The organism is Staphylococcus sp. GDY8P120P, from assembly GCF_017892065.1.
Taxonomy (GTDB): Bacteria; Bacillota; Bacilli; order Staphylococcales; family Staphylococcaceae; genus Staphylococcus; species Staphylococcus nepalensis.
The window spans coordinates 466078-492700 of the sequence record NZ_JAESKI010000003.1; the positions used below are offsets into that span (position 1 = coordinate 466078).

At 32.8% G+C, this 26623-nt stretch carries 27 protein-coding genes and 1 pseudogene; 8 read left to right on the top strand and 20 right to left on the bottom strand.

Annotated elements, in window-relative coordinates; genetic code table 11:
* Positions 1–42 precede the first annotated feature (42 nt).
* The 3 genes from KA900_RS04275 to spxA form a co-directional block, all read right to left on the bottom strand.
* Positions 43–1044, bottom strand: coding sequence for a competence protein CoiA (locus KA900_RS04275; RefSeq protein WP_096823896.1), 1002 nt, complete (start codon positions 1042–1044; stop codon positions 43–45).
* Between the two features lie 208 nt (positions 1045–1252).
* The gene (mecA, locus tag KA900_RS04280; protein WP_096810479.1) at positions 1253–1969 is read right to left on the bottom strand and encodes an adaptor protein MecA; all 717 of its coding nucleotides are present in this window, start codon (positions 1967–1969) and stop codon (positions 1253–1255) included.
* A 313-nt stretch (positions 1970–2282) separates the two neighbouring features.
* Positions 2283–2678, bottom strand: coding sequence for a transcriptional regulator SpxA (gene spxA, locus KA900_RS04285; protein WP_040030144.1), 396 nt, complete (start codon positions 2676–2678; stop codon positions 2283–2285).
* Between the two features lie 306 nt (positions 2679–2984).
* Here spxA and trpS point away from each other — a divergent pair, with 306 nt between their 5' ends.
* Positions 2985–3974 carry a tryptophan--tRNA ligase gene (gene trpS / locus KA900_RS04290; RefSeq protein WP_096810480.1) on the top strand — a complete coding sequence of 330 codons (990 nt, stop codon included), beginning with the start codon at positions 2985–2987 and terminating at the stop codon, positions 3972–3974.
* Between the two features lie 66 nt (positions 3975–4040).
* On the opposite strand, the gene KA900_RS04295 is transcribed toward trpS, so the two are convergent.
* From KA900_RS04295 to opp3b, 5 genes are read right to left on the bottom strand one after another with little or no spacing between them, the layout of a single operon-like run.
* The gene (locus KA900_RS04295; RefSeq protein ID WP_115342317.1) at positions 4041–5690 is read right to left on the bottom strand and encodes a peptide ABC transporter substrate-binding protein; all 1650 of its coding nucleotides are present in this window, start codon (positions 5688–5690) and stop codon (positions 4041–4043) included.
* A 15-nt stretch (positions 5691–5705) separates the two neighbouring features.
* Positions 5706–6647: an ABC transporter ATP-binding protein gene (locus KA900_RS04300; protein ID WP_182478047.1), complete on the bottom strand. Its 942-nt coding sequence runs from the start codon at positions 6645–6647 to the stop codon at positions 5706–5708.
* The gene (locus tag KA900_RS04305) at positions 6637–7722 is read right to left on the bottom strand and encodes an ABC transporter ATP-binding protein (RefSeq protein ID WP_119488072.1); all 1086 of its coding nucleotides are present in this window, start codon (positions 7720–7722) and stop codon (positions 6637–6639) included. Before KA900_RS04305 ends, KA900_RS04300 begins: the two co-directional genes overlap by 11 nt.
* 17 nt (positions 7723–7739) lie before the next feature.
* A complete protein-coding gene (gene opp3C, locus KA900_RS04310) occupies positions 7740–8807 on the bottom strand; it encodes an oligopeptide ABC transporter permease (RefSeq protein WP_107644298.1) in 1068 nt (355 codons plus the stop codon).
* On the bottom strand, positions 8807–9733 hold the full coding sequence (gene opp3b, locus KA900_RS04315) for an oligopeptide ABC transporter permease (RefSeq protein ID WP_096810485.1): 927 nt from the start codon (positions 9731–9733) through the stop codon (positions 8807–8809). The genes opp3C and opp3b overlap by 1 nt, the downstream gene beginning before the upstream one ends.
* A 245-nt stretch (positions 9734–9978) precedes the next feature.
* Here opp3b and KA900_RS04320 point away from each other — a divergent pair, with 245 nt between their 5' ends.
* Positions 9979–10353, top strand: a complete 375-nt coding sequence (locus tag KA900_RS04320; RefSeq protein WP_115342320.1) for a DUF3899 domain-containing protein — start codon at positions 9979–9981, stop codon at positions 10351–10353.
* 53 nt (positions 10354–10406) lie between these two features.
* Here KA900_RS04320 and KA900_RS04325 read toward each other — a convergent pair whose 3' ends face one another.
* From KA900_RS04325 to KA900_RS04335, 3 genes are all read right to left on the bottom strand, one after another.
* Positions 10407–11639 (bottom strand): MFS transporter, encoded by a 1233-nt coding sequence (locus KA900_RS04325; protein WP_107644550.1) that lies wholly within the window; start codon positions 11637–11639, stop codon positions 10407–10409.
* Between the two features lie 391 nt (positions 11640–12030).
* Entirely contained in the window at positions 12031–13275 is a 1245-nt protein-coding gene (gene fabF, locus KA900_RS04330) for a beta-ketoacyl-ACP synthase II (protein WP_096810488.1), read from the bottom strand.
* A gap of 11 nt (positions 13276–13286) precedes the next feature.
* Positions 13287–14228 (bottom strand): beta-ketoacyl-ACP synthase III, encoded by a 942-nt coding sequence (locus KA900_RS04335; protein ID WP_107644549.1) that lies wholly within the window; start codon positions 14226–14228, stop codon positions 13287–13289.
* Between the two features lie 226 nt (positions 14229–14454).
* Here KA900_RS04335 and KA900_RS04340 point away from each other — a divergent pair, with 226 nt between their 5' ends.
* Positions 14455–14649, top strand: coding sequence for a DUF2929 family protein (locus KA900_RS04340; RefSeq protein WP_119488071.1), 195 nt, complete (start codon positions 14455–14457; stop codon positions 14647–14649).
* 76 nt (positions 14650–14725) lie between these two features.
* Here the strand turns inward: KA900_RS04340 and clpB are convergent, their stop codons facing one another.
* Positions 14726–17335: an ATP-dependent chaperone ClpB gene (clpB, locus tag KA900_RS04345; protein ID WP_119488070.1), complete on the bottom strand. Its 2610-nt coding sequence runs from the start codon at positions 17333–17335 to the stop codon at positions 14726–14728.
* 316 nt (positions 17336–17651) lie between these two features.
* On the opposite strand from clpB, the gene KA900_RS04350 reads away from it, so the two are divergent.
* Both KA900_RS04350 and KA900_RS04355 read left to right on the top strand, forming a co-directional pair.
* A complete protein-coding gene (locus KA900_RS04350; protein ID WP_210139323.1) occupies positions 17652–18071 on the top strand; it encodes a nuclear transport factor 2 family protein in 420 nt (139 codons plus the stop codon).
* A 103-nt stretch (positions 18072–18174) separates the two neighbouring features.
* Positions 18175–18879 carry an SDR family oxidoreductase gene (locus KA900_RS04355; protein WP_210139324.1) on the top strand — a complete coding sequence of 235 codons (705 nt, stop codon included), beginning with the start codon at positions 18175–18177 and terminating at the stop codon, positions 18877–18879.
* 49 nt (positions 18880–18928) lie between these two features.
* Here the strand turns inward: KA900_RS04355 and KA900_RS04360 are convergent, their stop codons facing one another.
* The 5 genes and pseudogenes from KA900_RS04360 to KA900_RS04375 form a co-directional block, all read right to left on the bottom strand.
* A complete protein-coding gene (locus KA900_RS04360; RefSeq protein ID WP_232164695.1) occupies positions 18929–19297 on the bottom strand; it encodes an ester cyclase in 369 nt (122 codons plus the stop codon).
* A 13-nt stretch (positions 19298–19310) separates the two neighbouring features.
* A complete protein-coding gene (locus tag KA900_RS04365) occupies positions 19311–19511 on the bottom strand; it encodes a hypothetical protein (RefSeq protein WP_182478046.1) in 201 nt (66 codons plus the stop codon).
* A gap of 53 nt (positions 19512–19564) precedes the next feature.
* Entirely contained in the window at positions 19565–19828 is a 264-nt protein-coding gene (locus tag KA900_RS04370) for an MBL fold metallo-hydrolase (RefSeq protein ID WP_182478048.1), read from the bottom strand.
* A 194-nt stretch (positions 19829–20022) separates the two neighbouring features.
* Positions 20023–20165: pseudogene (locus KA900_RS14755) on the bottom strand (hypothetical protein); the annotation flags it as partial.
* Positions 20166–20439: 274 nt separating this feature from the next.
* Positions 20440–20748 carry a metal-sulfur cluster assembly factor gene (locus KA900_RS04375; protein WP_019469047.1) on the bottom strand — a complete coding sequence of 103 codons (309 nt, stop codon included), beginning with the start codon at positions 20746–20748 and terminating at the stop codon, positions 20440–20442.
* Positions 20749–20861: 113 nt separating this feature from the next.
* Here KA900_RS04375 and KA900_RS04380 point away from each other — a divergent pair, with 113 nt between their 5' ends.
* The gene (locus KA900_RS04380; RefSeq protein ID WP_096810494.1) at positions 20862–21704 is read left to right on the top strand and encodes a Cof-type HAD-IIB family hydrolase; all 843 of its coding nucleotides are present in this window, start codon (positions 20862–20864) and stop codon (positions 21702–21704) included.
* 29 nt (positions 21705–21733) lie between these two features.
* The gene (locus KA900_RS04385; protein ID WP_115342321.1) at positions 21734–23056 is read left to right on the top strand and encodes a CoA-disulfide reductase; all 1323 of its coding nucleotides are present in this window, start codon (positions 21734–21736) and stop codon (positions 23054–23056) included.
* A gap of 255 nt (positions 23057–23311) precedes the next feature.
* Here the strand turns inward: KA900_RS04385 and KA900_RS04390 are convergent, their stop codons facing one another.
* Positions 23312–24220 (bottom strand): ketopantoate reductase family protein, encoded by a 909-nt coding sequence (locus tag KA900_RS04390; RefSeq protein WP_210139325.1) that lies wholly within the window; start codon positions 24218–24220, stop codon positions 23312–23314.
* A 137-nt stretch (positions 24221–24357) separates the two neighbouring features.
* Here KA900_RS04390 and KA900_RS04395 point away from each other — a divergent pair, with 137 nt between their 5' ends.
* The gene (locus KA900_RS04395; protein ID WP_115342323.1) at positions 24358–24879 is read left to right on the top strand and encodes a TetR/AcrR family transcriptional regulator; all 522 of its coding nucleotides are present in this window, start codon (positions 24358–24360) and stop codon (positions 24877–24879) included.
* Between the two features lie 140 nt (positions 24880–25019).
* Here KA900_RS04395 and KA900_RS04400 read toward each other — a convergent pair whose 3' ends face one another.
* Together KA900_RS04400 and KA900_RS04405 are read right to left on the bottom strand one after the other, a co-directional pair.
* Complete coding sequence (locus KA900_RS04400) at positions 25020–25409, bottom strand: YisL family protein (protein WP_096810498.1); 390 nt, start codon at positions 25407–25409, stop codon at positions 25020–25022.
* Between the two features lie 231 nt (positions 25410–25640).
* The gene (locus tag KA900_RS04405) at positions 25641–26546 is read right to left on the bottom strand and encodes a fumarylacetoacetate hydrolase family protein (RefSeq protein WP_210139326.1); all 906 of its coding nucleotides are present in this window, start codon (positions 26544–26546) and stop codon (positions 25641–25643) included.
* Positions 26547–26623 lie beyond the last annotated feature (77 nt).

Sequence of the window (26623 nt, forward strand, 5' to 3'; positions counted from 1 at the left end):
AACCTCCTATAAATTCATTAGTATAATTTTCTCACGTAATAGTCAATTTTGCACGCTATAACACCCATGGATACCATAGAATTGCTTAAAAGACTGTACAACATTATACGTAATTTGCATTGTATCTATATCTTCATTATAAAACCTATTAAATTTCAGTAAAGATTGAAATGCCCCAATTTGTAGCGTATGATTACGTAAAAAATACATGAGCTGTAATTGCCAATATATTGGATGGGATTTAATAAATATTTGTTCCGGAAAAACTATCCCTAAATAACGACTAACCCATTCATCCGTTAAGCGTAAGTTATACATAACACTTAAGCTAGGTTCCAAAACAGAACGCGCTTTACGACATTGGTTAATATAATGATATATTGATTTTCGAGTTAATTTAATCGACTGAGTTGGGCATTGAAATGCCTCTGCGCTCTGAATAAAATTGATTAAATCATCAATCTCTAGTAGATATCTTTTAGCAATAAATCGCTGTCCTCCCAAAAAATAAACTATCCTATATACATAAAACTTATCATGAATAGCGTCCCACGAAAATAGCAATCTATTGTGGCTATTTATAAAATTACGTTCATAATTTGATAGATAGAGTACGCATGTTTTGATATTATATTTCACATTTTTGATAATCCAAATCACTTTATAACCAATATTTTGCAACGATCTACTGCGTCTTACAATATGTGCTACCACTTCACTAGAAAATTGGATTTCAATTGCTATTGCATCATCAATAATCAAATCTGGATATTGATAACTATCAGGTATGTATGGCTCAATGCTTACTTTGTAATTTAATTTTTTCAATTTCTGAGCAATACAATATTTCAAATTATAATGTTCATGAGTTTCGCTTTTTTGACAGTATAAATGATTCCTTTTATAATGCGCGAAATGTGGCGTGATGATTTGCCCATTTTTTAATAGCACTTCACAATTACAAAATGGACAGCGGTATTGGTCTCCTTTTAGAGCAGACCCAGCCCAAACATTTTGATTTTGACTATTCCTTGCATATAACATGGCTCCTCACCTCGTTTATATACACGCAGAAGTCGACCTAATTACTACATGATTACATGATTATTAAAGTATTTATCCTATATATGGATAGTCTAAATAAAAAAGCCATAAGTTAACTGTTACCAATTAACCTATGACTTCTCTCAAAGCAATTAATTATACATTTTTGTTCATAATTGAACTTATTTTAGTTTAATGTCATTTCTCATTATTCTGCTGTATTAGAAAAATAACGACGTACTTGTGACGCAACGTTGTGACTCATAATAATTTTAGCATAATCGTTTAAATATACTTCTGATTTATCAGTAGGATATGCGAACTCAAGTAATTGACTATAACTATCGTTAATTGCATCTTGTCCAACAGTTTCATCAAAATGAACAGCATAATAATAGACATTATCAAGACTATATAATAAATCTTCAAATTCATCCGTTTTTTGGTTGTTATGATAAGCGTAATCAATTACTTCCTCTAAATCATTAAATTTAACTATTACGGTACGTATATTTTGTGGTTTACGATTGTTACGCTCTTGGTCGTGATTATTTTCTTTTTGTTCTTGACGCTGTTCAAATAAATCTTCTAAACTTTCATCTTGGTCAAATGTTTGTGATAACAAGTCATTTACTTGATGATCTAATTGATCATTATCTTCCTCAGACATATTGATAAGATCTTCATTTTTAGATTTAGAAATTGTGACTTCAACGCCTTTTTCAAAAGCATGTACTTGAATCCATAATGGACCTTCTACAACAAAATCTTCTTCTTCGTTAACCTCTTCCATCATGTTCCAAAAGAATTCTTCCCCACGCTTTCGGTTAGTCCATAAATCTTCGCGCTTGAAACCTCTAGCCTCTATATCACTATACGTTATAAATAGCTTAACTGTAGTATCGTCAACTCGCTCTATTCTCATATCATCTCACTCCTTACAGTCGATGAATAGTAATCATTATTGTATTAGAACCTAGTAAGAATTACAATTGATTTGTTTGATTAATTTTTACTATTTTCTATTTGGTCTCTTATAATAACATATACCCTTTTAGAAGCCAAAAAAACAGCACTTTATACAGCGTGCTGTTTGACTTATGTCACTAATTATTCACAATTAAATAATCGCTTTGTTTGACGCAAGTATATGGCTATCTGTTATGGTAAATACAACAAAACCACAAAGTAATATTATGTCAACATTACTTCATGGCCGTCTTCGTTCTATTTATAATTTAATCAACCATACGTTGCGCTTCTTGCAATTGGAAGGTACGTACTTTTCTAGGTAAAAAACGTCTAATTTCGTCTTCGTTATAGCCAACTTGTAAACGCTTATCATCTAAGATAATCGGGCGTCTTAGCAAGCCTGGGTTATCTTGAATAATTGAATATAAGTCTTGAAGTGGTAAAGCATCGATATCTACATTTAATTTTTGGTACGTTTTAGAACGAGTAGATATAATTTCGTCTGTTCCATCTTCAGTCATTTTTAAAATTTGTTTGATTTCATCAATTGTTAAGTGTTCTGAAAAAATGTTACGCTCCGTATACGGAATGTCATGTTCTTGTAACCATGCTTTCGCTTTACGGCAAGATGTGCAACTTGGTGAAGTAAATAATGTTACCATACATCTCACTCTCCTATTTTTCATGAATATGAATTCATTAGATTTCAATATTTATATGATTAAGAATCTTCTAAGTGATTTTTAGCTCTCTTAACCTTACAATTAAAGTATACCCTTTCAACATTAAAATTAAATGAGAATTCTCTAATTTTTTAAAAAAAATTTCAAATAGGCGTAATTCCCAATCAATTTAGTTAGAAATATTGATATGTATATAGTTTAACATAACTTACAAATGATTGAAATACTGTTATACTAATACTAAAGTATATAAAATTAAATTATTAAAAAGGTAGGCATCAAAAAATGGAAACTTTATTTTCTGGTATCCAACCCAGCGGTATTCCAACGCTTGGTAACTATATTGGTGCGTTGAAACAATTTGGTGAAGTCCAAGACGATTACAATTGTTTCTTCTGCATCGTGGATCAACATGCAATTACGATCCCACAAGATCGCTTAAAACTACGTAAACAAACAAGACAGTTAGCAGCAATTTATCTAGCTTCAGGTATTGATCCGGAAAAATCAACGTTGTTTATACAATCTGAGGTCCCAGCGCACGTTCAAGCAAGTTGGATGTTAACAACTATCTCATCTATTGGCGAATTAGAACGTATGACACAATTTAAAGATAAAGCAGTAAAACAAACTGAAGGTATACCTGCTGGATTGCTTACATATCCACCGTTAATGGCAGCGGATATCGTTATTTATAATACAAACATCGTTCCTGTTGGAGATGACCAAAAACAACATATTGAATTAACTAGAAACTTAGTAGACCGATTTAATTCTCGTTATAACGATGTACTCATCAAGCCTGAAATACGAATGCCTAAAGTTGGCGGGCGTGTCATGAGCTTACAAGATCCAACTAAAAAAATGAGTAAAAGTGATGATAACCAAAAAAATTACATTTCATTATTAGATGAACCTAACGTGGGCGCTAAAAAAATTAAAAGTGCAGTAACTGATTCAGATGGTATCATTAAATTTGATCGTGATAATAAACCAGGTATTTCTAATCTACTATCTATCTATTCAAGTTTAACTGATACATCAATTGAAACACTTCAAACAAAATATAAAGATTCTAATTACGGTGAATTCAAAGCTGATTTAGCAGCTATTGTTAAAGACTTTTTAACGAATTTCCAAGAAAAATATGAGTATTATTTTAACTCTGATGAACTAGATACAATTTTAGATAATGGTAGAGATAAAGCCCAAAAAGCTTCATTTAAAACATTGAAAAAAATGGAAAAAGCTATGGGATTAGGTCGTAAAAGATAACTTGTAATTAAATGAAAAGACACGCAATCACTTTTTAAGATTGCGTGTCTTTATGATATCTACAGTCTATTTCTTTTTACCTGTTTCACGGTCAATTGACTTATCAATTTCCACATCTTTTAATGAAGTGTCCCCACCGATTTGATGATAAATCAAACCTTTAACTTGTGGATTCGTTAAGTGTGCTTCTCCTTTTTGATAAACAGGTGCAACTGGGGCATCATTTAGTAATAATTCTTCTGCTTCTTTCATCGCTGCGTTCCGTTCTTCAGGTTTTTTCAATAACTTACCATTTGCATCTTTAACGAGTTGGTCATATTTTTCACTGCTCCATGCAGTATTATTTTGCGCATTACCCGTTGTCATAATATTTAAAAATGTCAGTGGATCTGGGTAATCAGGCCCCCAACCTGATAGTGATGCTTCAAACGTTTCAGATGATTCTTGGTTTAAACGTTGTTTAAATGGTAATTGTTTAATCTTCAAAGTGACGCCTGGTAAGGTACTTTCTACTTGCGCTTTAATATATTCTGCTGAAATTTTTGCGTCTGGTGTATCTTCAGTATTCATCGTAAATGTTAATTCTTTAATTCCTAAGTCCTTTTTCGCTTTTTCAAAATGTTGCTTTGCTGCTTTTGGATTATAAGTAAGCGGTGAATCAATTGAATCAGCAAAATCTTTACCATCTGGTGTGTCTGCCGTTAATTTAGCAGTAAACCCATCTGTCGCTTCTGAACCATTATTTTTTACTGAATTCACATACCCCTCTTTATTGATAGATTGCGCAATGGCTAATCTCAAATCTTTATTTTTAAATTCAGGCACATTGTCTTGGTTCATTTTAATATAGAATGTACTAGCTAATAAACGTTTTTTTAATCCTGGATTATCTTGGTATTTATCTACTTGATCAGCGGTAATCGTCGTATCATCAACAGATGCTGTGTCATAAAGAGAAGCGCCTGCTTGTTGGTCTTTTAACACTTTGTAGTTAACTCGATCTAGTTTAACTGCCTTTTTATCCCAATAATCTTCATTTTTAACAAGTTGTATTTTATCTTCCACTTTCCAATCTTTAACTTTAAAAGGGCCATTAAAGACAGTTTTATCTGCAGTTGTTGCATATTGTTCGCCGTTCTTTTTCACAACTTTTTCATTTTGTGGCATAAACGCCCCAAAAGCAAACATTTCATTAATATATGGAATTGGTTTTGTTAATTCAACCTTCAACGTATGATCGTCCAAAGCTGTTACCCCTAAGTCATCAATATCTTTTTTTCCCATATTAATGTCTTCAGCATTTTTAATATCATACATTATGTAAGCATATTCTGCAGCTGTATCTGGGTCAACAACCCTTTTCCAAGCGTATTCAAAATCATGTGCCGTAACTGGGTCTCCGTTAGACCATTTAGCATCTTTACGTAAATTGATAGTTAACGTCTTGCCACCGTTACTTTTCTTAGGCATCTCTTTAGCAACGCCTGGTTGCGCCTTATCATTTTTATCTAATGTATATAATCCTTCATACACTTGATTATATAAATCAAACGATACCGTATCTGTTGCTAAGGCTGTATCTAAAGAAGAAATGTCTTGTGGAATAACTTTTCTAAATACCTGTCCTTTGTCTGAATAAATACCTTCAGCGCTACTACATCCCGCAGCAATTACGGCTAAAGCCAGTAGCGCTATCAATAGCTTAATCCTCTTCATATGAATCCCCCTTCCCTAAACAGATGGTGCGTGTGTTTCAGATTTTAACGTCTCTGCTTCTTCATCTGTTGTAAATACATAATGTCCTGGTTGTATTTCATTTAATGAACGTTTATCATTGTTTGAAATATCTTCTTTGTACACTGTTCTTTTACGTGAACGTTCGCTTTCAGGATCTGGTTGTGGCACAGCTGAAAGTAAAGATTTAGTGTATGGATGCATTGGATTGTTATATATTTCATCTGCAGAACCCAATTCAACAATCTTACCAAAGTGCATAACTGCGATTCTATCTGAAATATACTTAACCATGGAAAGGTCATGGGCAATAAATAGAAAAGTGATGTTGTGTTCTTGCTGCAATTTCAATAATAAGTTGACAACTTGGGCTTGAATTGATACGTCTAATGCTGATATAGGCTCATCTGCAATAATAAATTCAGGCTCCACAGCTAAAGCACGGGCAATACCAATACGTTGTCTTTGACCACCAGAAAATTCATGGGGGTAACGATTAGCATGTTCTTTACTAAGTCCTACTGTTTCTAATAAATCATATACTCTCTTCTTACGATCTTTTACGCTACTTGTAAGCTTATGAATATCTATGCCTTCTGCAACAATATCCATGACTTTTAATCTTGGGTTTAAGGAAGCATATGGATCTTGAAAAATCATTTGCATCTTTTTGTTGAATTTTAATGAATCTTTACGATTTTTTATTTTTTGAATATCCACCCCTTCGTAAAGAATTTCTCCATCTGTTATATCATTCAACTTAATAATTGCTTTACCGGTTGTAGATTTACCACAACCCGATTCACCTACTAAGCCAAATGTTTCCCCTTTAAATATATCAAATGATATATCTTCAATTGCGCGTACTTCGTTACGTTTTCCTTCATTAAAATACTGTTTAACATTTTTTACTTGCAGGAGTATCTCTTTATTTTGCATCATCAAACGCCACCCTTTCTACCTGTTGCGGTTTATCGTAATTATTAGGCATCTTACGCAAACGTTTTTGCACCATTTCTGGTGGGTCAATATAAGGCGCGCGTTCGTCAAGTAACCATGATTTTACAAAGTGTGTATCCGACACTTTGAACCATGGTGGTGGTGTCTTAAAATCTATATCTAATGCATATTGACTACGTTCAGCGAAAGCATCACCCTTCGGTGGATGTAATAAATCTGGCGGCGTGCCTGGAATGGCTAATAATTCTGTTTCAACACCGGTAGTCAAATCAGGCATTGATGATAATAATCCCCATGTATATGGATGTTTAGAATCATAAAATATTTCATCTACGTCCCCTGTTTCAACCATTTGTCCACCATACATAACAGCTACTCTGTCTGCTATATTAGCAACGACACCTAAGTCGTGTGTAATGAAAATAATCGAAGTACTGATTTTGCTTTGCAATTCTCTCATCAATTCTAATATTTGTGCTTGCATTGTCACATCAAGCGCTGTTGTCGGCTCATCTGCAATTAAAACCTTTGGTTCACACGCAAGCGCAGTTGCGATAACAATTCTCTGTCTTTGTCCACCTGAGAATTGATGTGGGTACGCGTTAAAACGCTTTTCAGCATTGGGTAATCCAACTAAATTTAATATTTCTAATGCTCGTTTTTTAGCATTTGCTTTATTGTAATGTTTGTGTTTAATCAAAGGTTCCATGACTTGCTTACCTATTTTCATAGTAGGGTTGAGCGAAGTCATTGGATCTTGAAATATCATAGAAATATCTTTACCTCGTAATTTAATTAATTCTTCTTCTGATTTTTCAGCTAAATCTTCACCTAAAAAATTGATCGCGCCTTTTTTAATTCTTCCTGAATCACCTTGGAATAGTTTCGTAATAGCTTTGGTTGTCACTGATTTCCCTGAACCAGATTCACCAACGATTGCAAGCGTTTCTCCTTTATCTAGATAGAAATCCACCCCACGTACTGCCTGCACTTCCCCTGCGTCAATATCAAAGGAAACATGCAAATCGTTAACTTCTAATATTCTTTCTGACATAAATGTTGCCCCCTTTTTTATTTACGCATTTTAGGATCAAATGCATCCCGTAATCCATCACTAAATAGATAGAAAAATAAAATTAATAAACTTAAAATAACTGCCGGTATAAATAATTCATGTGGATGAATCAGTAACATTGCCCTACCTTCATTCACTAATGAACCAAGCGACGTCCCCGGCGCTGGCACCCCAATACCAATAAAACTTAAGAACGCTTCGAAGAAGATAGCATTCGGTACTGTAAACATGGATGTAACAACAATAACGCCTAAAGTATTAGGTAAGATATGTTTAAATATAAGTTTGAGCTTAGATGCTCCTAGTGTCTGTGAAGCTAATACAAATTCTTGCTCTTTTAATTTTAAGAATTCTCCACGTACTACACGACTCATGCCTATCCATCCAGTGATTGCCATCGCTAGTATGATAGTCCATATGGATGGTTCGAAGATTAACACGAATAGAATAACTACAATCAATGTTGGTATTGATGCAACGATTTCAATAATACGCTGCATGACGTTGTCAAGCCGTCCACCAAAGAATCCGGAAATCGCACCATAAATAACACCTATAAAAATATCTAGTAATGCAGCGACAACACCAATAAATAATGATACTTGTGCACCTTGCCATGTACGCGACCATAAATCTCTACCGAGTTGGTCTGTCCCAAACCAGAAATTTTCATTAACGCTCGCTTCTTTATAAGCATCTACACCCTGTGCACCTTCACCATCAAATGGTAAAAAAGGAATTTGATCTAATACAGGTATTTTAGCTGGTAGATTACGTCTATCAACATCCTGTTCCGCATAATCATGTGAACTTAATAAAGGTCCAACTAAAGCGAGTATGACAATTATAATTAAACCAATCATCCCGACCACTGCTAATTTATTTCTTTTTAATTGTGACCATGCATCCTGCCAAAAGTTTTTACTTTCTCTTTGGATTTCTGGTTCTTTTTCCATATCATTGTTGCTTCTAATAAAATCTGATGCTGGGATTGCTTCTGAGGTATGTGTCATAACTGCATTTGAATAGTCTTTGTTTACTTTTTCATTTTTATTATCAGCCATTATTTTTTACCCCCTTGTACACGTATACGTGGATCAATGACACCATATAATATATCTACAAGGAATATAGAAACGATAAATAGTGTACTGAATAAAATCGTTGTTGCCATGATAACTGGGAAGTCATTCGTGGTAATCGATCTTACGAATTGGTCCCCTAAACCTGGCACACCAAAAATATTTTCAATGGTCAAAGTCCCAGTTAATATACTTGCTAACATAGGGACAATAATTGTAATTACTGGAATCAATGCGTTTCTTAACGCATGACCAAATAATACTCTCATAGTTGAATTACCTTTCGCACGTGCTAGTAAGATATAATCTGAACTTAATACTTCTATCATTTCTGCTCTTATGTATCTTGCCACCGTTGCTAATACTGCTGCTGAAAGTGCTAAAGATGGTAATACCGCTGTAGAAATACCTTCCCACCCGGCTACAGGGAACCACTGTAATCTTACAGAAAACACATATTGTAATAACACTGCTAATACAAATGATGGTACTGACACTGCGATAACTGAAATAACTGTCGCTGTATAGTCAACCCAAGTGTTTTGCCGGACTGCGGCAATGACCCCCAAAATAAGACCTAGTATAACGCCAATTACCATCGCTGTTAATCCCATTTCTAAAGATGGTAATAGTCTTGGTTTTATTAAATCCCACACTGGTTGGTTATCGTATTGGAATGAGTTACCAAAGTCCCCCGTAACAACATTCTTCAAATAACTGGCATACTGAACAGGTACTGGATCGTTTAAACCATACTTTTCATTTAGAATTTGCTTCTGTTCTTCATTTAATTTTTCATCGTTAAATGGTGAACCTGGCATAAGCTTCATCAAGAAAAAAGTAATGGTAATAATGATGAATAACGATAGAACCATATACCCTAATCGTTTTAAGACATATTTAAGCATATCTTATCCCCCTTTAATTTCGAAATAAACATTCCCTTCACAATATTCAGAATATTTAATAACATTATACGTTTTGTTATGGTTTTAAGCAATATTCTATTGCGTTACTTTATTAAAGTTATTAAAAATGGATATTTTTTATTCATTTAATTAAATACTGTAGCTAACGAATTTATAGTTATTTTTATTCATTTTTTAGTTACTTTAAGTTACAATTAATTTAATTCTTTTTAGGAGGACACAACATGAAATATTTACAACATATCATCATATATTTACTGTTCACCCCCTTACTTTCATTTATTTTATGGTTGTTCACAGCACACACTTGGATAAATTTGATTAACGTCACTTTTTATATTTCCATGATTTTAGCGATCATTTTCTTTATCATTTTAATTACACAAGAGGGCATATTAGATCCAACAAGCTTTGGCTTTAGAAGGTTGAAGTATCAACTAACCAGAAAAAAACATAGACATACCTTAGACGAAGATGAATTTTTCAAACCAACTAAAGTTAAAAAGGATGTCTATATCGTCTCACCTTGGGTTAAAATAGGATTTATCTGTAATCTTGTGTATATTGCGGTTTCAATTTTGATATCGTTTGCCATATAAAAAGACTGCATTAGATATCGTAGCGATTGCTATGATATAACTAATACAGTCTTTTAATTAGATTCAATGTTGGGATTAAAGAATAATGCATAATATAATAAGACAAAACCTATTAAAACTACACTAGCTACATAAATTGACATCATCCATGGTAATAAAAAAGCACCGAGAATAAGACCAAAGCGCGACAAAATATTCGCTCCAAAAAATGAAACCATACTAAAAGTAGCGTATGTGCTACGTTGGTCATTTGGTATCATTAAAAATCTTTGGGCATTTTGAATCGGAGAATATATTAATTCACCTAACGTAGCTATAACTGCAAAAATACATAACAATAAAAATGAGTTCGAAGCTGTAATCAAACTATAACCTACTGTATATAACAAAATCCCCAATACAAATATATATTTTTTAGAAGTGCCAGTGATTAAACGATTCACTGTAAACGTAAGTGTAACTACAACCAATGTGTTAATAATCATAATAACTGTAAACATCCTGACACCATCAATATAAAATTCTAAGAACGTGAAAGGTTCGAAATCTTTTTTTAACCTAACAATTACATAAGAATTTAGACTTAATTCTGCCATTAAGACAAACATATACCCTAAGTTAAAAATCATATAATACTTGTCTTTGATAACAGTATGGTAACTTTTCAAAAAATCTTTGAATTTAGAAGATAATTCATCTTTATGAGCATAAATTTGTTCAACGTCATAGAATTTTTCAAATAAAAACCAACTGATTAACATGGCAATAAAAAACATAATAAATAATAAATGTTTATGTTCCAAATAAAGCAAGGCACCTAGCAACATACCTAAGCCCGTGCTTATATTAAACATCCAATAATTAAATTGATACACGAACTCTCTTACTTCTTCATAAATTGCGTCCATAATTGCTGCCTCAAATATAGGTTCACTTGCAGCAAATAACATTTGAAAAATAAAGATTGTTACACAAAATACGACTAAGCCGATGCCATCCATAGTGACCGTAACACTTAAAATAATTAAGCATACAGCATAAAATGCATGTACATAATTCACTACTTTCTTTCTATTATAATTATCACCAATGTAGCCACCAACAAAAGACATAAAAAAATTCACTATAATGTTCGCAATTAAGAATGTACCTGCAAAAACTGCGCTAACTTTACTCGTTAAATATAATGCCAAAAAAGGGAGAATTGCTTGACTTGCCACAATCAAGATGAAATCTGCTATTAATCTTGTCTTTAGCGTGGTTGACAATGTTAGAAATTTTTTCATCCTCATTCTCCTGACTCTTAATATGTGTTTTATTAATATAAGAATAACTTTAACATTTTAAACTTAACTGTAAACTAAGAATTTTAATATATTCAAAAAAGTTGGACGAAAAACTATTTTCTTATAAATTTTGCTGTCCACTCTGGCAGGAATGGGTAGACAAAAAGCTCAAATTTCATCAAAAATCAGTTTAGTCTTAATAATTATTATAGAGCGAACAAGCGTTTCATAAGTGAATAAACTGCACCAAACGCATAGCGAATATTTTTTACAATAAAAAACGAATGGTTTTTACTTTGTTTACGTAAAAACCATTCGTTTTATAAATATTTGATACGTTTATGTCCCAATTTTGTAGCAAAACTTTATATGTTTATAAATACAGAAAAAACTAATCGTTAAATTTCTTTAAAACGAGCACTGCGTTATGCCCACCAAATCCTAAACTATTACTCATCGCATAAGTAATATCTAGATCTTCAGCTTTATTAGGCACAATATCTAAGTCGCATTCTGGATCTGGTGATACGGCATGGATTGTTGGTGCAATACGTCCCTCTTTAATAGATAAAGCTGAGAATATAGCTTCTAAACCACCTGTTGCGCCTAATAAATGTCCAGTCATGGATTTGGTAGAACTGATTTTTAGTGCATTAGCTGCTTCGCCGAAAGTATTTTTAATCGCTTGAATCTCTGTTAAATCTCCGACTGGCGTACTTGTACCATGCGCATTTAAATATTGTATATCTTTAGCTTCGATACCAGCGTCATCCATTGCAGCTTGCATTGCACGTGAACCGCCCTCACCTTCTGGTGCTGGTGCTGTAATATGGTAAGCATCGCCTGTTGAGCCATACCCTACTAATTCAGCATAAATTTCTGCGCCACGTGCTTTAGCTGACTCTAAAGATTCGAGTACAATGATACCTGCGCCTTCACCCATTACAAACCCATCACGACCTTCTTGGAATGGACGGCATGCTGTTTCTTTATCGTCATTCGTTGTTAACGCACGACTTGCGCTAAAGCCAGCTATTGCCATATGGGTGATAGGGGCTTCAGTTCCGCCTGTAATCATAGCGTCTGCATCACCACGTTGGATGATTTTAAATGCTTCTCCGATAGAATTAGTACCTGTCGCACATGCCGTTACAGTAGCACCGTTAGGTCCTTTTGCACCTAAATCAATAGAAACTTGTCCTGTTGCCATATCTGGAATTAACATTGGTACAAAGAAAGGACTTACACGTCTAGGGCCACGTTCTAACAATTGGCTATGTGACAATTCGAATGTTTCCATACCGCCAATGCCAGAACCGATCCAAACACCAATTCTATCGGCTGTGTTTGCATTAATATCTAATCTCGCATCATTTACAGCTTCTCTTGCAGCAACTACCGCATATTGAGTGAATCGATCCATACGACGTGCTTCTTTTTTATCTATATGATCTTCTATATCGAAGTCTTTGAGTTCTCCAGCTAAATGGACTTTATATGCCGATGTATCTAAACGTGTAATTTCATCAATACCGCTTACGCCATTTAGTGCATTTTCCCATGTAGTTTTTGCATTATTACCAATTGGTGATAATGCACCCATTCCTGTTATTACAACACGTTGTTCTTTGCTCATATATTATCCTCCTATTTTCCCCATCTTATAGTTACAGCGCCCCAAGTAAGACCGCCACCAAATCCTACTAATACTAAGACATCATCGTCTTTAATTCTACCATTTTCTAACTCTTGAGCGATACTTAAGGGAATTGAAGCTGCTGAAGTATTACCAAATTTATCTACTGATACACTCATTTTCTCTTTTGGAATACCTAATCGTTCTCTTGCAGACTCCATAATTCTAATATTTGCTTGATGTGGTATGAACATATCTATATCTTCTGGTTCTAAATTCGCTTTAGCTACAGCGTTATTAGACGCTTCACCCATAATTCTAACAGCAAATTTAAATACTTCACGTCCATTCATAAATATTTTACCGTTATCTGGATTTAAATATAAGTATTCAGCGCCTGAACCATCTGAACCGAGTTCATAGCTTAAAATACCTCGTCCCTCTGACACTTCTCCAATAACGACTGCACCAGCCCCATCACCGAATAAAATAGCTGTCGAACGATCAGTAAAGTCAGTAATTTTTGATAATTTATCTGCACCTACAACTAGAACATTTTTATAATCGCCTGATTGTACAAATTGTTTCGCATTAATCATTGCATACATAAAACCACTACAAGCAGCTAATTGGTCCATAGAAGCAACTTTGCCAATACCTAGTCTGTCTTGTAATATATTGGCCACAGTTGGAAATGGAAAATCTCCTGTAGAAGTCGCAACAATAATCATATCTATATCTGTTGGTTCAATACCAGCATCTTTGATTGCTCTAACACTAGCTTGATAAGCTAAATCAGAAGTTTCTTCATCTTCATCAGCCCATCTTCTTTGTTTGATACCTGTCATTTTTGAAATCCATTCATCTGATGTTTCTAAAAATGTTTCAAAATAGGCATTTTCTACAACTTTTTCAGGTGCATATGCACCGAAACCTTTGATACCCACGTCCATCGTTGTACACCTTCTTAATAATTTTTTAATACCAGGTATTAATTTAACATAATACACAATTCCAATACAAGAACTTCAACTGTACAATAATCAAATTACATGCTTTATTATAATTTAAAGCAAATATGAGTACAATGAAAATTCTAGCTATATGAATTACTACTATACAAATAGCGCTTTCTTATTTATAATGAAAATATATATATTAAATTGGAGGCATTACATAATGAAATACCTCGCAGTGTTAATTTGGGCTATACTTTTATTACAAATGACAAATTTCGTACTTAACAGTCTTGCTGGTGGGGGCACACTTAACTTAATCGCTCCTATTGTAGGTGCTGTTGTATTTACAATCCTTGTAGTATTGTTTGACATGGTAATAAAATCTTCAAAACATGATACAAATGAACAGCATTAAGCATTTATAACTCAATTAATATAAAAAGCTCAGTAGCAATGAATACATTGCTACTGAGCTTTTTTCTTCTTACAATTTAAATCATTTCTGGTTCAATTTCTTCAAATGTTAATCCATCACCTGATAGATCAATTTTGATTACAGTACCTTCTGGTAAGTTTTCTCTAATCATTTTACGAGCAAGTGGTGTTTCAATTTGTCTTTGTACAAATCGTTTAAGCGGTCTTGCACCAAATTGAGGTTCGTACGCTTCTTCACCTAACCATGCTTTTGCTTTATCTGAAACATCAATAGAAATGCGTTGTTCCATCAGTCTAATATTCAACTGTGTTAAAATTTTATCAACAATCAGACTCATATCATTAATAGATAATGGTTTGAATAATACAATATCGTCCATACGGTTAATGATTTCTGGTTTGAAATATTGATTTAAACTGTTCATAACTGCTTTTTCTGTTGGTTCGGTGATTACGCCTGTATCTTTTACATTTTCTAATAAAATCTGAGAACCAATATTACTTGTCATAATGATAATGGTATTTTTAAAGTCCACTTCCCGACCTTGTGAATCAGTTAAACGCCCTTCTTCTAGTATTTGTAATAACACATTGAACACATCTGAATGTGCTTTTTCAATTTCATCTAGGAGAATAACTGAATAAGGGTTACGGCGTATTGATTCTGTCAATTGTCCGCCTTCTTCATGGCCAACATAACCTGGAGGTGCTCCAATTAAACGAGAGACAGAATGTTTTTCCATGTATTCACTCATATCTATACGAACCATATGTTTCTCTGAATCGAATAAAGTGGATGCTAATGACTTAGCTAATTCTGTTTTCCCTACTCCTGTAGGCCCCAAGAATAAGAAACTTCCAATTGGTCTATTTGGGTCTTTGATACCTGCACGAGCTCTTACCACTGCGTCTGAAACAAGGTCTACTGCTTTATCTTGACCTACTACGCGTTCGTGTAATATATCAGCTAGGTTTAAGAGTTTCTCTCTTTCCGTTTCGACTAATTTAGAAACTGGGATGCCCGTCCAAGAACTTACAATATCGCCGATTTCTTCATCAGTCACAATTTCACGAATGATACGTTCGTTATCTTCATTTTGTTCACTTTGGAAAGCATCTTCTAACTCGCGTAATTCTTTTTCTAAGGCTGGAATTTTACCATGTTGTAATTCCGCGGCTTTTTCTAAATTGTAGTTGTTTTCTGCATCTTCTAATGCTTTTCTACTTTCATCTAATTCTGAACGTTTGTCTTGTAATTTAGCTATTTTTTCTTTTTCTTCTTCCACGCGTGATTGAATAGAACTTTGTTTTTCTTTTTCATTAGCTAATTCTTCTTGAAGCTCTTGTAAACGTTGTTTACTTGCATTATCTGATTCATTTTTTAATGCAGATTCTTCGATTTCCAATTGCATCACACGACGATTGACTTGATCTAATTCTGTTGGGTTTGAACCCATTTCAGTACGTATTGTTGCACATGCTTGGTCTACTAAATCAATCGCTTTATCCGGTAAAAATCGATCAGTGATATAACGATCAGATAATTCAGCTGCCGCCACAAGTGCTCTATCTTGTATGCGAACACCATGATATACTTCATAACGTTCTTTTAAACCACGCAATATGGAAATGGTATCTTCAACATCTGGTTCAGATACATTTACTTTTTGGAAACGACGCTCTAACGCTGAATCTTTTTCAATATATTCTCTGTATTCATTTAAAGTTGTCGCTCCAATACAATGTAGCTCTCCTCGAGCAAGCATTGGTTTTAACATATTTCCTGCGTCCATTGCACCTTCAGTCTTACCAGCGCCTACAAGCATATGAATTTCATCAATAAATAAAATGATTCTTCCATCTGATTCTTTCACTTCTTTAAGCACTGCTTTTAATCTTTCTTCGAATTCACCACGATATTTAGCACCTGCAACAAGGGCACTTAAATCAAGTTCAAAAATCGTTTTGTCTAATAAAGATTCTGGTACATCTTTACGCACAATACGTTGCGCTAGGCCTTCAACAATGGCGGTTTTACCGACGCCGGGTTCCCCTATCAGTACAGGGTTATTTTTTGTTTTTCTACTTAAGATTCGAATGGAGTTACGAATTTCTTCGTCACGGCCAATAACTGGATCCATGTTACCTTGACGGACTTCTTCAACTAAATCTCGACCATATTTTTCTAAAGCTTCATAGTTGGCTTCTGGATTTTGTGATGTCACACGATTGCCTCCTCTAATTTTTTTAATAATTTCTTCAACAACTTCTTGTTTATTCCCTACAAATTGTTTAGTTGTATCGTCTATATCCATTGCAGCTAATACAATATGTTCCATAGATATATAGTCATCTTCATATTGGTTCATATAAGATTCTGCTTTGTTTAATAAGTTATTAGTGTTTTGACTAATATATTGTCCATATTGAATATTATCGCCTTGAACTGATGGATATTTTTCTAATTTTGCATTATATGTTTGGTTTAATTGTTCTGTATCAATATTTGCTCTATCAAATATACTTTTAAATAAACTATCATTTTCTGTTAATGCTGCTGATAAGACAGCTTCAATTTCAATATTTTGATTTTCATTTGTTTTTGCTAATTCAATTGCTTTTTGCAAAGCACCTTGAACAGCATAGGTCATTTGATTTATGTCCAAAATGATTCACCTCACCATTTAATGATTGATCAATAAAGTAAGTTTGACTTTGACTTTCTTTGACCTTATATACATTATATAACTTCTTATTAAATTAATCAACAATAAAGATCGCTTTTTCATATTATTTTTATGAGAATTGAAAGCTTGCTACATCGTATATTTTGCCCGTTTAACGTAAAATAAAACATGCATTTATTATAAGGAAATAAATTCAACTAGCATTTTCAAACTACTTAACTAAGTAAATACAATGACAGTTGTTATAATTATGTTACGATTATTGTAAATAGACAATATAAGGAAGTGTGCTTACATGGAACAAGAAATTAAAAAACCAATACCACCTTTCAATAAGCAAACAACGTTGGAAAAAGTAAAGATAGCTCAAGACGCATGGAATACAAGAAATCCAGAAAAAGTTTGTCTCGCTTATACGGAAGACTCAAAATGGAGAAACCGTACTGAATTTTTTGAAGGACGCGAAGCAATCAAGTCTTTTTTATATAGAAAATGGAATAAAGAGCTTGATTATAAATTAATGAAAGAATTATGGTGTTACACAGACAACCTTATTTCTGTCCGATTTGAATACGAATGGCGAGATGCAGAATCAAATCAATGGATGCGTACACATGGCAATGAACATTGGGAATTTAATAAAAATGGTCTCATGACTAGAAGAGATATGAGTGCAAATGATTACCCAATTAACAAAGATGATAGAAAATACTAGAATCAAATATAGATTAATGAAGCTGACTAAAATTAACTATATTTTCATAATCATAAAGGAAAACAAAAAAACATTTATACTGTTAACCAAAGGAGATAACAATATGTCCCAAAACTTAATATATAAGACTGCATTAGTGACAGGCGCGACGAGTGGTATAGGTAAAGCCATCACAAAAAAATTACATCAAATGAATATGAACGTAGTAGCTGTAGCTAGAAACCAAGATAAATTAGATAGTTTAGCTTTCGAATTAAATAACGACTCTACATTACTCACGATACAAGCAGATGTTTCTAATAAAAAAGAAATAGAATTTGTAGTTAAACAAGCCGTAACGCATTTTGAGACAGTTGATGTTCTTGTTAATAATGCTGGGAAAATGGGCTCTAGTAGAATTTTAGATGGTTCGTCATCTGATTGGGAAGATATGATTGATATAAATATTAAAGGCTTACTTTATGGTGTAAATTCGGTAATTGGAAATATGGTCAATAATCAAAAAGGTCATATCGTCAATATTTGTTCCGATTCAGGGTTTGAAGTTATTGAGCGTTTATCTGTTTATTGCGCTACAAAATTCTCTGTGCGCGCTATTTCTATTGGTTTAGAAAAAGAATTAGCTAATACAGGCGTACGGGTAACAAACATATCACCAGGTATGGTGGAAACAGAGCTCAGTTCGAAAAGCCCTTTTGAAGAAAACAGGAAAAAATTAGAACCTAAAGATATTGCCAATGCTGTATCCTATGCTATTTCTCAACCAAATCATGTTAACGTTAACGAAGTCACTGTACGCCCCACTTAAATCGTTTTTTATTTCTAAACTTTAATTTGGTTTGTAATATCATTGACATCTACATGCGATTTTTTTCTACAATTTTGTTATCTTTAAATTTTAAAAGCATCATTAATGAGAACCTCACATGTTTGCCATTAGGCCTAACGCCATTAAATGGTGTACCAGTATGCTTACCTTCAAACGTTAGATATACTGCTGCGCTGTTATTGTTGCCTAAAATAATTTCTTTAACTGGCATTTTAAAATCTGGAAAAGCAGCGAAGTTTTTTCCTTCAGACACTTTTAACCCTTCTACACCATAGTATGGCGTATCAATTTGTGGATAAAATACAAAATCATCATGACAGAATGTCTTTAATTCTTCGTAATCTTCATTTTCAATAAGTTTATAAAATGCTTTTATCAATTCTTTTCTGTTTTTCATAATATGACCTCAATTAAAATTTATATTTATCTCCGTCTTCTGGGATAAGAATTTGTGAATCGAAGTTATTTGTTTTAGCAAATTGTTTTAAATCGCTTCTTGATAAATTCCAATGGTTAACAGCTCCCATATGAACAACGATTATATTTGAACCAGGCGCTTTTTCGGCAACTTTTTGAATATCAACTTCATCCCTAATTAAAGAGCCGCCCATATTAAACTGGTTATCACCGCCATTAACAACGATTATTTCTGTCTTATATGACTCTAATGTTTTTTCAACTTCTCATACCACACTGTATCACCAGCAACGTATAATGTTTTTTCATTTTCGTTTTTGAATATTAATCCACATACATTACCCGCAATTTTTAGCACTTCTCCTCGCCCATGTTGGGCAGGTGTTTTAATGAGTGTTATTTCTCCGAGATAATTTGTTTTTTCAAAAATTTGAACGTTAGTAAAGCCAACATTTCTTACTTCTTCTGCATCTTCACCGTTTTGTGTATATATTTTAATATCTTTATGCAATAATCTCTGAGCAGTGGCTTAATTTCCGTATAAAATTGGTTTTTATTTAATTGTTTTGGAGTCGTTTTCCCAAAGAAATTCACATCATCTACTGAAATAGGTCTCACTAAATAATTATCATATACTTCTGTTTTAAATGACGTTTTCTTATCAGAGACCGTTTTTTTCCCCAATTTATCGAACGCTCCAACAAATACAAATAAACTAGTAATTAAATATCCTGAAATAACAAAAAAGTATCGACACCGATAAAGCCACCCGTTAGCCATTACTTATTTAAATGATAGATTATAATACTTATTACAACAATTGCTCTTAATCCATCTAAACCAGGCATATACCGAATTTGATACTTTACATGATTATTTTTTAAATTATGTCCATTTCTCCTCAAACTTTCTAAAATTTACATAAATACCCCTATATCACTTTGATTTACCTAGTTATTGTAATATAACTGCAATTATTTTAATGATTTGAACAATAAAAAATCTGAAATATTATATAGCGCGTTGTAAAAAGAGCCTCAATTACAAAAATAAAAAAACTAGCCTAAGTTAGCGATACACATAGTTATGTGTCCCAACTCAAACTAGTTTTTAATCAATATATTAACCTATACCAAGCGCAATTTTAGCATAACGTGACATCATTTCTTTACTCCATGGTGGACTCCAAACGATATTTACTTCTGTATCTGAAATCTCAGGAATTTCAGCTAACACCATTTTCACTTGGTTCATAATTTGCGGTCCAAGCGGGCATCCCATAGAAGTTAATGTCATTTCAACTGTACATAGTCCTTCATCATCAACGTCTACATTATATACTAAACCTAAGTTTACAATGTCAATGCCTAACTCAGGGTCAATTACCATCTCTAAAGCATTAAGTATGCTATCTTTTAATCCTTCGTCCATACTTCTCACCTCTCTGTATTTAATCATATTAACAATATATCAAATATCTTACAAAACGCCAATAAAATGCTATGATAATCATACATCATTTATTATATTTAAAGGAGATTTACATGAGTTCTTATTTAATTTGTTTAGACTTAGACGGAACACTATTAAACGATGACAAGGAAATTACATCTTATACGAAAAGGGTTTTAACTACATTACAAAATCAAGGTCATAAATTAATGATTGCAACAGGTAGACCTTATAGAGCAAGCCAAATTTATTACCATGAACTAAATATGAATACACCAGTTGTCAACTTCAATGGTGCTTTTGTACACCACCCTAAAAATGATCAATTCGAAATTATGCATGAAGTATTAGATTTAGGATTATCTCACGAGATTATTCAATCTCTTCAAAACTTTGGTGTTTCCAATATTATTGCTGAAGTAAGAGATTATGTCTTTTTAAATAATTTTGACCAAAAATTATTCGATGGGTTTTCAATGGGGAATCCCAAAATTGAAACTGGTGATTTACTTACCTCATTAAATGAGTCACCTACTTCACTTTTAGTTGAAGCTGAAGAATTTATGATTCCTAGAATTAAACAAATGCTCACACGTTTTTATGCTGAAAATATCGAACATCGTAGATGGGGGTCACCTTTCCCGGTGATCGAAATCGTAAGACAAGGTATTAGTAAAGCCAGAGGCATCGATTATGTAAAATCTTATTTAGATATCGATAGAAACCATATCATTGCGTTTGGTGACGAAGATAATGATTTAGAAATGATCAAATATGCTAAACACGGTATTGCTATGGAAAATGGCTTAGATGAACTTAAACATGTTGCAAACCACGTAACTTATTCAAATAACGAAGACGGCATAGGACGTTATTTAAATGATTATTTCAAATTAAATATCCCTTATGAAGAAAAAGTAGAATCACATATATAATCAATAGATTGATAGGGAGGTAATTGGTTATGGGTAAAATTTTAGTTGTTGGTGCCGTTGCAGGTGGCGCGACTGTTGCCAGCCAAATCAGAAGACTAGATAAAGATAGTGAAATTATAGTATTTGAAAAAGATAGAGACATGAGTTTTGCAAACTGTGCACTCCCTTATTATTTAGGTGAAGTAGTAGATTCAAGGGATAAAGTGCTTGAAGCAACGCCAGCGTCGTTCTATAAATCCAAACAAATTGTTGTGAAACCCTATCATGAAGTAACAGCAATCAATGATCATAAACAAACAATTACCGTTTATAATAGAATAGATCATACATCGTTTGAAGAAACGTATGATACTTTAATACTAAGTCCAGGATGTAGTGCTAACACTTTAAACTTAAACAGTAATATCAGTTTCACCTTAAGAAATATGGAAGATACAGATGAAATTGAAAACTTTATCGAAAATCAAAAAGTTAAAACTGCCCTTGTTATTGGTGCAGGGTATATTGGTCTGGAAGTATTAGATAATCTTCATGTTAGAGGGATTGATACTACATTAATCCATCGTTCTATGCGTGTTAACAAATTGATGGATGAAGATATGAATCAGCCTATTTTTGAAGAAATGGAAAAAAGAAATATTAACTATCGCTTAAATGAAGAAGTAGAAAAAGTCGATGGTAATAAAGTTCATTTTAAATCTGGAAAAATAGAAACATATGACATGATTATTGAAGGCGTCGGTGTGAAACCCAATTCTGAATTCATTAAATCATCTAATGTGATGTTAGACAGTAAGGGCTACATCGCAGTAAATGAACGCTTCCAAACAAATGTTAGTAATATTTATGCTTTAGGTGATGTTATCACTTCTCATTATCGTCATGTAGATTTAAATGCACATGTGCCATTAGCTTGGGGCGCTCATAGAGGGGCAAGTGTTATAGCAGAACAACTAGCTGGAGATGCATCTATACACTTTAAAGGTTATTTAGGGTCAAACATTGTAAAATGCTTCGATTATACCTTCGCTAGTGTTGGCGTGACGCCAAATGAATTATCAAATTTTGATTATCAAATAGTTGAAGCCAATCAAGGTGCACACGCAGGGTATTACCCAGGGAATACTAAATTACATTTACGTGTTTATTTTGAAAAATCAAGTAGACGTATCATACGTGCTGCAGCCGTTGGTAAAAAAGGCGTAGATAAACGCATCGACATTTTATCTATGGCAATGATGAATAAACTAACCATTGATGAGTTGACTGAATTTGAAGTTGCTTACGCCCCACCATATAGCAGACCCAAAGATATCATTAATATGATTGGCTACAAAGCTAGAAATAAATAAAAATAATCCCTTCTTGAAAAACACAAAGATATCGATGATTTCTATACGAGAACTAAGTAGAAATCATCGCTTTTATTATTTATATTAGTACTTTAAGGTTTAGATTTCTATAAAACAGAATACTTTTATAAAAATTGCTTATTTTTTATAAAGGGGCTCCATATTTTCTTAACCATATGTTTTAACAACTATAATAATGATATTAAATTCTTATTTACACCTAAAAATTAATAAACATAATACAATTCAACTTTATTATATCGATTCCCTAATCAAATCATCTAAATGATTTGTTGTTAACACCGTTGGCCTATTTAATAACTTTATATCTTCGTATAAAGCATTAACTTCTGAATTTGAACCTTGAATTTGATTTATCATTTTGATATTAATAATTAATTTTAACAGCGGATAAGCAATATATTTAAATTTCTTAAAAAGTATCGACTGTAATTTTGGGATGATCTTATAGTTACTATGTTCAATTAATAAATGTAATTCATTATATGACTTAATGATGTTACTGATAAGTTGCTTTTGATTACCTTTATATTTATTTTTCAGTGATATCCCAGTATTTAGAGGTATTATCATTGCTGCATGCGACATTAACCAATCTTCAAATCTTGTTTCATAAGTTAATTTTATAGATGAATTTTTAAAAATTGTATCAAGTTTATGATGAAATGGCATTACGCCATTGAGATGGCTTACTTTTAATTCCCCTGCATTAAATCGAATAACAGTTGTTGCACTATCCCCTCTATTTCCGCCAGTCATTAAAAAACCAAAAGATATATTTTTATGTGTGATTGATTGGCGAAGTACTGTTTGACGAAGCTTATGGGGGTTAGTGTTATTACCTATAAAAATAATATTGGTACTTATATTTTGAGCTATTGAAGGTACAACTGAGTAAAAATCTGAATACTTCATTGTTACAAAGATAACATCATAGTTATCATTCTTACCTAAATGACTTATATAGTTAAAGTGATCCGTAGTTCTTTTATTTTGTAAGTAATGATTCAATATAACCCCTCTCTTATTTAAGTGTTTATAATTTTCACCTCTAGCTAATAATGTTATGTTATTATCAGTTTTGTTTAATGTATGTGCTAAATATTGCCCTTGTACTCCAGTGCCATAAATAAGAATACTCATATGCGTCCTCCTTTTTAACGAACATTTGTTCATTAACTTGAACTTATCATTATAAAAAGTTAAACTCAATAAACAAAATAAGTATATTGACGATTATTGAACAGATCTCAAAAATCGTTGATAAATGAGGAATAATTATGGATAAAAGAAAAGAAAAATCACGTCAACTTATTATCGAAAATTTTATAAAGCTAATGCAAAAAAAGGACATTGCTAAAATATCTATGAAAGATATTGCCGAAGCTTCTAATATCAATAGAGGAACGATTTATTTAAACTTTTTAGATAAATACGACATACTTAATCAATCATTAGATTTTATATTAGCTGAAGCAATTGAAAAATGCGAGCGTACGATGAACCTTCAACAAGATGGTAAAACAAATATGCGTGAAATACTCGTAGCTATAGATAAACAATATGTTATCTTGAAACAATTAATACAAAAATCTGATTTAAATATATTAAGACAAACGCTTTCTGAAAAATTTATGCAATCTATAAGGCAAAAAGATAATGAAATAACATTACAATTTTTAGGTTCAGCAATAGTAGGTGTTATTATATGGTGGGTTGAGAACACTAGACCATGCTCTATTGATGAGTTAAGTAATGAACTATGGTATCTATTAGAACCGCATATTGATACATTTCTATAGAACATGTTAAAAATCAAAGTACGCGTTTGATACGCTATTTTAATGTTTACATATCATTGCGCCCTTCAATTTAAATTATCTATCTACTGCCAAAATAAAAAAGATGCTACGACAATAAAGTCATAGCATCTTTTTTCACATTATAAACCAAACATTTGTGTAATTGGTCCTCGTGGTAAAATAACGCCGATAATCATAGTAATAATAAATACAACGATTGTCCCCCACAATAAACCGTGGCTTGGTTGTCCTTTTTTACGTTTAGTAACTGTAACTTCCATCAAAGCTACAACAGCTACACCGCAAATCATTTTCAATGTTAACAACATATGGCCACCTGAATTATCAGAACTAAATGCTTGAATCCAAACCCAAAATCCTGAAATTAAGACTAATACCATAAATAATCTTAATAACATATGAATAGGTTTAAAATAAGGTGTCGCGCCTTGTTTTTCAGAAAAATTAAAATATGCTGCAAAAAACAAGATAATTAGCAATACCCAACTTGCAATATGCATATGTAACATAAAAGATTACCCCCACACATTTTTACTTTATAAATATATAAAACAGAACTATACCATTCTTTTAACTATAAAATTAAAAGAATACTTCTCTTATCATACTGAAAAAGTAACTGTATTTCAAAAAAATTCTGCACTGCTTATTTTATCCGTTATTTCATATTAAAGCAATATACTATTTTTGTTCCATTAAAAATAGGCTAACTTTTGAGCTAGCCTACTTTTAATGTTTTATTATTTTTCTGCAATAAAGTTTGTTAGTGTTCCGATATTATCAATTGTTACTTTGACTTCATCGCCTGGTTGTAAGAACTTCGGAGGATTCATACCTGCACCTACACCAGCTGGTGTGCCTGTTGCAATAATATCTCCAGGATGTAAAGCAACATATTTAGAAATCTCTTCTATCAATTCGTCAATTTTAAGAATCATTTCACCTGTATTACCATCTTGGCGTATTTCATTGTTTACTTTAGTTACAATGTTAACATCTTCAGGCGTAGGTAATTCGTCCTTGGTTACAATATATGGTCCAATTGGACAACCGCCTGTTAAACTTTTAGATAAGAATGCTTGATCTTGTGCTTTTTGAGCTTTTCGATCAGTGATGTCATTAATAATAGTATAACCATATACATAATCAAGCGCTAAACCTTTAGGAATTTTTTCACCTGATTTACCAATTACAATGCCTAATTCACCTTCGTAATCTAACTGGTCTGTGATATATTTATGATTCGGTATTGTACTGTTATCACCAGTTAATGATGAAGCTGCTTTTGTAAAGACATACAAGCGTTGAACTTCGTGGTTCAATTCACTTGCGTGATCTTGATAATTACGTCCAAAAGCAATCACATTATTTGTTGGCGTTACTGGCGGTAAAAATTCAATATCAGTAAACGACACTTTATAGTCTTCACCTCTACCACTATCTTCTGCTGCAACTACCGCTTTGCGAACTTGTTCTTGGAAATCGACAACTTGGTTTTGTTGAAGCCCATTTAATAATGTTTTCGGGTGGAATTCGCCTTCCGCAAAATCAGCAAAAACTTTTTTTAAGTCCCATGCAGCCTCTTCACGTTTAACTTTCACACCATAAGATGTCTGTCCTTCATGTCTGAATGATAGGAATTTCATTCAATATCAGCTCCTCATCTATATCTTACTACATATTATAACTATATTTACCAACAAATCACAAATAAATACCCACT

What these genes read in the sequence shown, in the direction of transcription:
- KA900_RS04275 (WP_096823896.1), bottom strand. Translation starts at nt 1,044, where the DNA reads ATGTTATATGCAAGGAATAGTCAAAATCAAAATGTTTGGGCTGGGTCT.
- mecA (WP_096810479.1), bottom strand. Translation starts at nt 1,969, where the DNA reads ATGAGAATAGAGCGAGTTGACGATACTACAGTTAAGCTATTTATAACG.
- spxA (WP_040030144.1), bottom strand. Translation starts at nt 2,678, where the DNA reads ATGGTAACATTATTTACTTCACCAAGTTGCACATCTTGCCGTAAAGCG.
- trpS (WP_096810480.1), top strand. Translation starts at nt 2,985, where the DNA reads ATGGAAACTTTATTTTCTGGTATCCAACCCAGCGGTATTCCAACGCTT.
- KA900_RS04295 (WP_115342317.1), bottom strand. Translation starts at nt 5,690, where the DNA reads ATGAAGAGGATTAAGCTATTGATAGCGCTACTGGCTTTAGCCGTAATT.
- KA900_RS04300 (WP_182478047.1), bottom strand. Translation starts at nt 6,647, where the DNA reads ATGCAAAATAAAGAGATACTCCTGCAAGTAAAAAATGTTAAACAGTAT.
- KA900_RS04305 (WP_119488072.1), bottom strand. Translation starts at nt 7,722, where the DNA reads ATGTCAGAAAGAATATTAGAAGTTAACGATTTGCATGTTTCCTTTGAT.
- opp3C (WP_107644298.1), bottom strand. Translation starts at nt 8,807, where the DNA reads ATGGCTGATAATAAAAATGAAAAAGTAAACAAAGACTATTCAAATGCA.
- opp3b (WP_096810485.1), bottom strand. Translation starts at nt 9,733, where the DNA reads ATGCTTAAATATGTCTTAAAACGATTAGGGTATATGGTTCTATCGTTA.
- KA900_RS04320 (WP_115342320.1), top strand. Translation starts at nt 9,979, where the DNA reads ATGAAATATTTACAACATATCATCATATATTTACTGTTCACCCCCTTA.
- KA900_RS04325 (WP_107644550.1), bottom strand. Translation starts at nt 11,639, where the DNA reads ATGAAAAAATTTCTAACATTGTCAACCACGCTAAAGACAAGATTAATA.
- fabF (WP_096810488.1), bottom strand. Translation starts at nt 13,275, where the DNA reads ATGAGCAAAGAACAACGTGTTGTAATAACAGGAATGGGTGCATTATCA.
- KA900_RS04335 (WP_107644549.1), bottom strand. Translation starts at nt 14,228, where the DNA reads ATGGACGTGGGTATCAAAGGTTTCGGTGCATATGCACCTGAAAAAGTT.
- KA900_RS04340 (WP_119488071.1), top strand. Translation starts at nt 14,455, where the DNA reads ATGAAATACCTCGCAGTGTTAATTTGGGCTATACTTTTATTACAAATG.
- KA900_RS04350 (WP_210139323.1), top strand. Translation starts at nt 17,652, where the DNA reads ATGGAACAAGAAATTAAAAAACCAATACCACCTTTCAATAAGCAAACA.
- KA900_RS04355 (WP_210139324.1), top strand. Translation starts at nt 18,175, where the DNA reads ATGTCCCAAAACTTAATATATAAGACTGCATTAGTGACAGGCGCGACG.
- KA900_RS04360 (WP_232164695.1), bottom strand. Translation starts at nt 19,297, where the DNA reads ATGAAAAACAGAAAAGAATTGATAAAAGCATTTTATAAACTTATTGAA.
- KA900_RS04365 (WP_182478046.1), bottom strand. Translation starts at nt 19,511, where the DNA reads ATGGGCGGCTCTTTAATTAGGGATGAAGTTGATATTCAAAAAGTTGCC.
- KA900_RS04375 (WP_019469047.1), bottom strand. Translation starts at nt 20,748, where the DNA reads ATGGACGAAGGATTAAAAGATAGCATACTTAATGCTTTAGAGATGGTA.
- KA900_RS04380 (WP_096810494.1), top strand. Translation starts at nt 20,862, where the DNA reads ATGAGTTCTTATTTAATTTGTTTAGACTTAGACGGAACACTATTAAAC.
- KA900_RS04385 (WP_115342321.1), top strand. Translation starts at nt 21,734, where the DNA reads ATGGGTAAAATTTTAGTTGTTGGTGCCGTTGCAGGTGGCGCGACTGTT.
- KA900_RS04390 (WP_210139325.1), bottom strand. Translation starts at nt 24,220, where the DNA reads ATGAGTATTCTTATTTATGGCACTGGAGTACAAGGGCAATATTTAGCA.
- KA900_RS04395 (WP_115342323.1), top strand. Translation starts at nt 24,358, where the DNA reads ATGGATAAAAGAAAAGAAAAATCACGTCAACTTATTATCGAAAATTTT.
- KA900_RS04400 (WP_096810498.1), bottom strand. Translation starts at nt 25,409, where the DNA reads ATGTTACATATGCATATTGCAAGTTGGGTATTGCTAATTATCTTGTTT.
- KA900_RS04405 (WP_210139326.1), bottom strand. Translation starts at nt 26,546, where the DNA reads ATGAAATTCCTATCATTCAGACATGAAGGACAGACATCTTATGGTGTG.